The 5,121-nt window shown below is 32.7% G+C and carries 6 protein-coding genes; 4 read left to right on the forward strand and 2 right to left on the reverse strand.

All coding sequences use genetic code 11. The features are described 5' to 3' along the window. Nucleotides 1–117 precede the first annotated feature (117 nt). Both VNJ50_RS13855 and VNJ50_RS13860 read right to left on the reverse strand, forming a co-directional pair. Nucleotides 118–1,224, reverse strand: a complete 1,107-nt coding sequence (locus VNJ50_RS13855) for a hypothetical protein (protein WP_325582888.1) — start codon at nt 1,222–1,224, stop codon at nt 118–120. A 56-nt stretch (nt 1,225–1,280) separates the two neighbouring features. After that, on the reverse strand, nt 1,281–2,219 hold the full coding sequence (locus VNJ50_RS13860; protein ID WP_325582889.1) for a gliding motility-associated C-terminal domain-containing protein: 939 nt from the start codon (nt 2,217–2,219) through the stop codon (nt 1,281–1,283). 563 nt (nt 2,220–2,782) lie between these two features. Between VNJ50_RS13860 and VNJ50_RS13865 the strand changes: the two genes are divergently transcribed. The 4 genes from VNJ50_RS13865 to VNJ50_RS13880 all read left to right on the forward strand — a co-directional run. Next, entirely contained in the window at nt 2,783–3,379 is a 597-nt protein-coding gene (locus VNJ50_RS13865; protein WP_325582890.1) for a hypothetical protein, read from the forward strand. A 56-nt stretch (nt 3,380–3,435) separates the two neighbouring features. After that, nucleotides 3,436–3,855, forward strand: a complete 420-nt coding sequence (locus VNJ50_RS13870; RefSeq protein ID WP_325582891.1) for a hypothetical protein — start codon at nt 3,436–3,438, stop codon at nt 3,853–3,855. 286 nt (nt 3,856–4,141) lie between these two features. Continuing rightward, nucleotides 4,142–4,693 (forward strand): hypothetical protein, encoded by a 552-nt coding sequence (locus VNJ50_RS13875; RefSeq protein ID WP_325582892.1) that lies wholly within the window; start codon nt 4,142–4,144, stop codon nt 4,691–4,693. 183 nt (nt 4,694–4,876) lie between these two features. After that, nucleotides 4,877–5,121 (forward strand): hypothetical protein (locus tag VNJ50_RS13880; protein ID WP_325582893.1); only part of this gene is annotated, 245 nt, incomplete at its 3' end.

A 5,121-nucleotide genomic window follows, 5' to 3' on the forward strand; every position in this document is an offset into this window, starting at 1 on the left:
ACCTACTTCTCTTGCGGATCTACCTGATTTTACTAATTCTACCATTAGAACTTTAAAATCGTTTTCATAACTTTTTGCCATTTGCCAAATTTAATCATTTAGGGCTGTATTAATCTGTCACAACAAATATAGACACTCCATTGAGCCTGCTGGAAAAGAATTCAATCCTGTATTATAGCCCAAGTGCAACAAACTCAATGGACGAGTTATAGGCTGAGACGGGTTATGACTAATTGCAACTCTTGTTCTGTTCGAGGTAATATTTCCTGGGTTATACACCCCGAAACCTCCTGTTGCCAGATGAGTGGGCGTTCCTACCGACATAATACGCATACGTTCGAGTGTAGTACCACTTGTTAAGTTGATACTGTTCGTATTTGCACTCGTAGAAAACAACAATGCCCGTGCTTCCTGATTATACAGGGCAGCCGTTCCGTTTGCGTTTGCATTTGCGTTTCCGACAATACCTATACGCAAACCATCCGAAGCAGTTTCTCCCGTTCCCGAACCGTTTGCTGTATTTCTATTGGTAAACTGTTGCCATACCGAACGCAAATCACTCAAACTATAATGCCCAAGAGAAGCAGGTCGTACATATAAGTTTGATGGAGTACCTGTTGGGTTTGTTCCGAAAGTATTCCCTAAACCGAAATTACCTGTACTTGTAAAGCGGGCAACATGCAACCCATCGTAATCATTGACTGATTGCAAATTAGAGGATATTGCTGTTGTTCCACCTCCACTAGCTAAAAATCGAAACACCATATCGTCTGGTCCAGGATGTGAAGCTCCTTGGTTGTCTGACCATGCAATAGTGGTTTCAGTGATATCTGTTCCTGTTCCTACTTGGCGCAACCCGATATAACTCAAATCATTATTCCCGGTAAAGGTAATACCCGTTTTCATCCATGAGCGATAACCACCCTCCTGCAGAGTTGTGCCCTCACCGTTTAAATGCAATAGGGAATAAGCTCCCCGATTGGGATTATACAATGTTCCAGTATTCTGCCATCCGAGCAATAAATTCCCATTGCGATTCCCATTATAACCATCAATAGCGTAACTCAAATTTCCATTGAGTTTCATACGGTTGGTGTTATTGGTTCTTGTTAATATTTGCACATTATTAATTGAACCAAACCAGTTAGAAGTATTAATGTTATTTCCATTAGTATTCCAACTTTGAGCATTTAACGCATTCGTTACCAAAAAGCCTATCGACATTAAGAGACTAAGCTTAATTTTTCTTTTTAAAATATTCATGATTGATAAATTTTGATTTATCTTATCAAATGAATAAAACCATTTTTGCTAAAATTGCCTTTTTCGAGTTTATAAAAATATACTCCATCTACGCACTTTTCGCCTTTAATTGTCCCATCCCAAAATTCTGTACTTGGTTTGTTTGTTTGGAATACAACATTACCCCAACGGTTTAAAATCATAAAATTAAAACCCTTAGGAATTTCACCAATCATCAATCTATCATTCACTCCATCGTCATTTGGTGTGAAAACATTAGGAATAGAATACTCATTTATCTCTTCAACAAATACATCATCAATCAGATAATATGGTTCTGAATAGAATGTGCTGTTATTTACCTCTATACAAGATAAATCAGAATTATTAAAGAAAAATCCTATTGTTAAATATTTATACTCTTCATTAGGAATAATTGTATCTACTAAATGAATCCATTTAGTAGTATCCTTAATTATATTTGAGAATACGATTTGAGGATTCGAGTTAATAACTCCATTGTTGTTCAAAGTGACAGGATATTGACTCAATAAAATCCCTATTTTATTACATGCAATCTTTGAGATTTTAGCGAGAGAAATGGAAAATCCAATTTTATAGGATGTGTTTTTAATCAGAGATTTTTTTAATTTAACTTGAATATATTCTCTATATTCAACTCCTGTCATATCATCACAAAGGATTCCCACATATGCTGATCCATGAGCGGCCTCCATATACCCCCATGAGTTTTGAGGTACTCCTGCATCTGTATTATTACATACATTCAAATAATTAGGAGAGCCAAGCGTTGGAGAATACCAATCTTTAACAGTAAAATCATCCATTCCTAAAGGACAATCCTCATACTCCTCAAAACTTCCATTCGGCACTAGATTTTCGCTTTCAGAAACAGTTTGAGCAAACAACGGCAAAGACAACCAACAAAAGACAATATAAAAAACGGTTTTATTCAATTGAATAAGATTTTGTTTTTTTAGTTCTTTTTATTAACCTCTTTTCGCTTTGGATAGAACTAGTTAACTCCAATGGAGGGCATACGTGTCTATTGTACTCTTTCTTAAAAGACAAAGACAGGGTATGTTTTTCATCTCTTTCATAATATACTCCTTCGCAATAAATTCCTATTGTTTTGGTATTTAAAAAACTTTCTTAAATTTCATAAATGGGAGTAGTTTTTCCCCTGTGGTTTTAGTTTTTTCTTATAAAATTACCGTAAATGTAAACTTATGCCGTACAATAAATTTTTTAAATTATACTTCAAACCTACAACTTTTAATCGAGATAAAAAAAATATTTTAATCCATCTCACATTTTATCCTGTCAATACACTTGTAAGCAATCACTTATCATCTATGATTACCGAAACCTATAACATGTGGTTCAAAGAAATGGCAGATAAACGCTTCGTTTCAAAGATTTTTATTTAAATTTGAGTTGTCGCTTCGAGATTTGGGTTTACTCTAAAAAGTGCCACTTCTTTGAGCCACTTCCCGTTAGTAACCATAGAAAAGCAGAAATGAAAAAATACACAATCATAATTTTAGTTTTATTGACTGTCACAATTTCATGTTCAGAACAAAAAAAGAAATCGGACATTAGCAAGATTCTGGAAAAAATTGAGAATGGAAATGGTTATGAATCAGATATTAATGATTTGTTAGAATCAATGTCTGATGAAGAAGGATCGTATGAAGTAAGTTTTCCTAAGGCAAAATTCAAAATCAAATTTCCTGTAACCAACGTTAAAGAATCAAGTATAAGACAATTAATAGATAATGAGGAGGTGGAAATTTTTCATTACACTGCTAATATGCAGGGCAAAGACCATATCAACCTAGGCTATCAACTTGACTATGTCTTTTTACCAGAAGTTAAACTTAAAGAAGAAATAGACGACTTGTTCAATGAACAAAGGGATTACATTCTTTCGGCTACAAATTCAGAATTAGAATTCGAAAATATTATTGAGAAAAACGACGCACCTGGTCGACATTTATATCTTACGATAGATGAATCCGAAATAAAAACAAACCATAAAATGTATTTTAAAAATGGTATTTTTTACAAATGTGATGTTGAAAAAAAATGGAAGCCCTTTTACTGCTCCCACTGAAATTTCCTCAACAGATAAAAACGTAATTAAACAGATTTATAACTAAAACTTAAATTATGAAAAACATATTGTTATATTTATCCTTATTCTTATTACTTGGCATAAGTAGTTGTACTAAAGAGTATATAAACCACTACTCTTTTATAATTAAGAATTCGACAGAAGATACCATTACAATAAAATTCTTAGAAGTATTAGATTATGGTAATGATATAGATAATAAGCAAGAAGTTACTATATTTCCTTCTGAAGAAAAAAATATCAGAAATTTCATGTTTTACTCAAGAGAATCCAATGATTTAATAAAAACAAACTTTAATACGATGTTTCCAGAATTAAAATTTAACACTTTTATCAATGGAGTTAAATTAGAAAAAGATTTATGGTTACCTGATAATTGGACTTATTATAAAAAATCAAAAAAGTGGGAAGCAGAATACAAAATGATTATCACGGACGATATAATTGGAGAGTAGTGCTTAATATCAGTTAATATAGCAAGGCAAAAATATGCCTTGCTATTTTTCTTGTTATATTAGACAAGTCCAATTACAAGAAAACCGTTTTTGATGATGTCTTTAAAACTAAAATAATAAAATGCTCATAACATCAAATAAGCACCAGCCACAATTATTACTTCGTTTTAACACTTTATAAAAGGATAAAATTTGTATCTTCGTTTAACACTTAACGCAAGTAAGTGCCCAATGCCTATTTGCGATCCGTTAGCGGTCATTGTAGAACGACACACGAACAAAAAAAATGAAAAATATCTTAAAGTTTATTTTACTAACTTCTCTTATCTCTTGTCAAAGCAAACAAGAAAGCAATAACGCAACAGGTCTTGTAATACAAAAAACATCAGAACAAATCCAAACAGTAAAACAAGACAGTTTGTTTATACTTGATATAAAACTAAATGAAAATTTCGTAAGAATAACAGTCCCTAAAAATTCGGACTTTGAATTTCCTGACAGTTCAGCCAAAACAGAACCATATAAATTTGGAGACTTCAATGCAGATAAAAAAGAAGACATTTTAGTTTATTTGGGTGCTTGTGGGACAGGTGGTTGTATGTATGGTTTATTTTTAAATCAATATGACAACCACTACAAATTGGCTTTTATGGACTATTTAAAAAATGCTGAATTTAAAATAGAAAAAAACGGTTTGTGGACAATCGAATCATCTGAAGAAATTGAACCTTACAACCCTACTAAACTTCAAATAACGACTTTTAAATTTGACATAAACAAATATCAATACAAATTAGACACAACTTATATTTATACAGACAATGAAGTTGAAAAGTGATAAACGAATATAAACAACGACCCGCTAACATCGGTTTGGCAATATGGCGGCTGAAGTGCTTCTATGAAACATTTGTGCAAGGTTCAAGTGCAGTAATTCTATTGAACTTTTGTGCTAAAATGCCGCCATATCGCAAAGCCGTAAACCGTTAGGTGCAAGTGTAACAGACAGACCGTAGCAAAAATGGAAGACAATAAACAAGACATAAGCAAAATTATCACGCAGGACAAAGTCCTATTCTTTGATATGGATGGAACATTGGTTGACACGGACTATGCAAACTATCTATCGTTTAAAATGGCTATTCAGTCTGTAATAAACCCTATACAATTTCTTCCATTCAATCCAAATGAAAGGTTTAACCGGACAATTTTACAAAGAGAATTTCCAAATCTTAACGACAACGAGTATCAAGAAATAATACGACT

Source organism: Gelidibacter sp. (assembly GCF_035577925.1).
Taxonomy (GTDB): Bacteria; Bacteroidota; Bacteroidia; order Flavobacteriales; family Flavobacteriaceae; genus Gelidibacter.

What these genes read in the sequence shown, in the direction of transcription:
- VNJ50_RS13855 (WP_325582888.1), bottom strand. Translation starts at nt 1,224, where the DNA reads ATGTCGATAGGCTTTTTGGTAACGAATGCGTTAAATGCTCAAAGTTGG.
- VNJ50_RS13865 (WP_325582890.1), top strand. Translation starts at nt 2,783, where the DNA reads ATGAAAAAATACACAATCATAATTTTAGTTTTATTGACTGTCACAATT.
- VNJ50_RS13870 (WP_325582891.1), top strand. Translation starts at nt 3,436, where the DNA reads ATGAAAAACATATTGTTATATTTATCCTTATTCTTATTACTTGGCATA.
- VNJ50_RS13875 (WP_325582892.1), top strand. Translation starts at nt 4,142, where the DNA reads ATGAAAAATATCTTAAAGTTTATTTTACTAACTTCTCTTATCTCTTGT.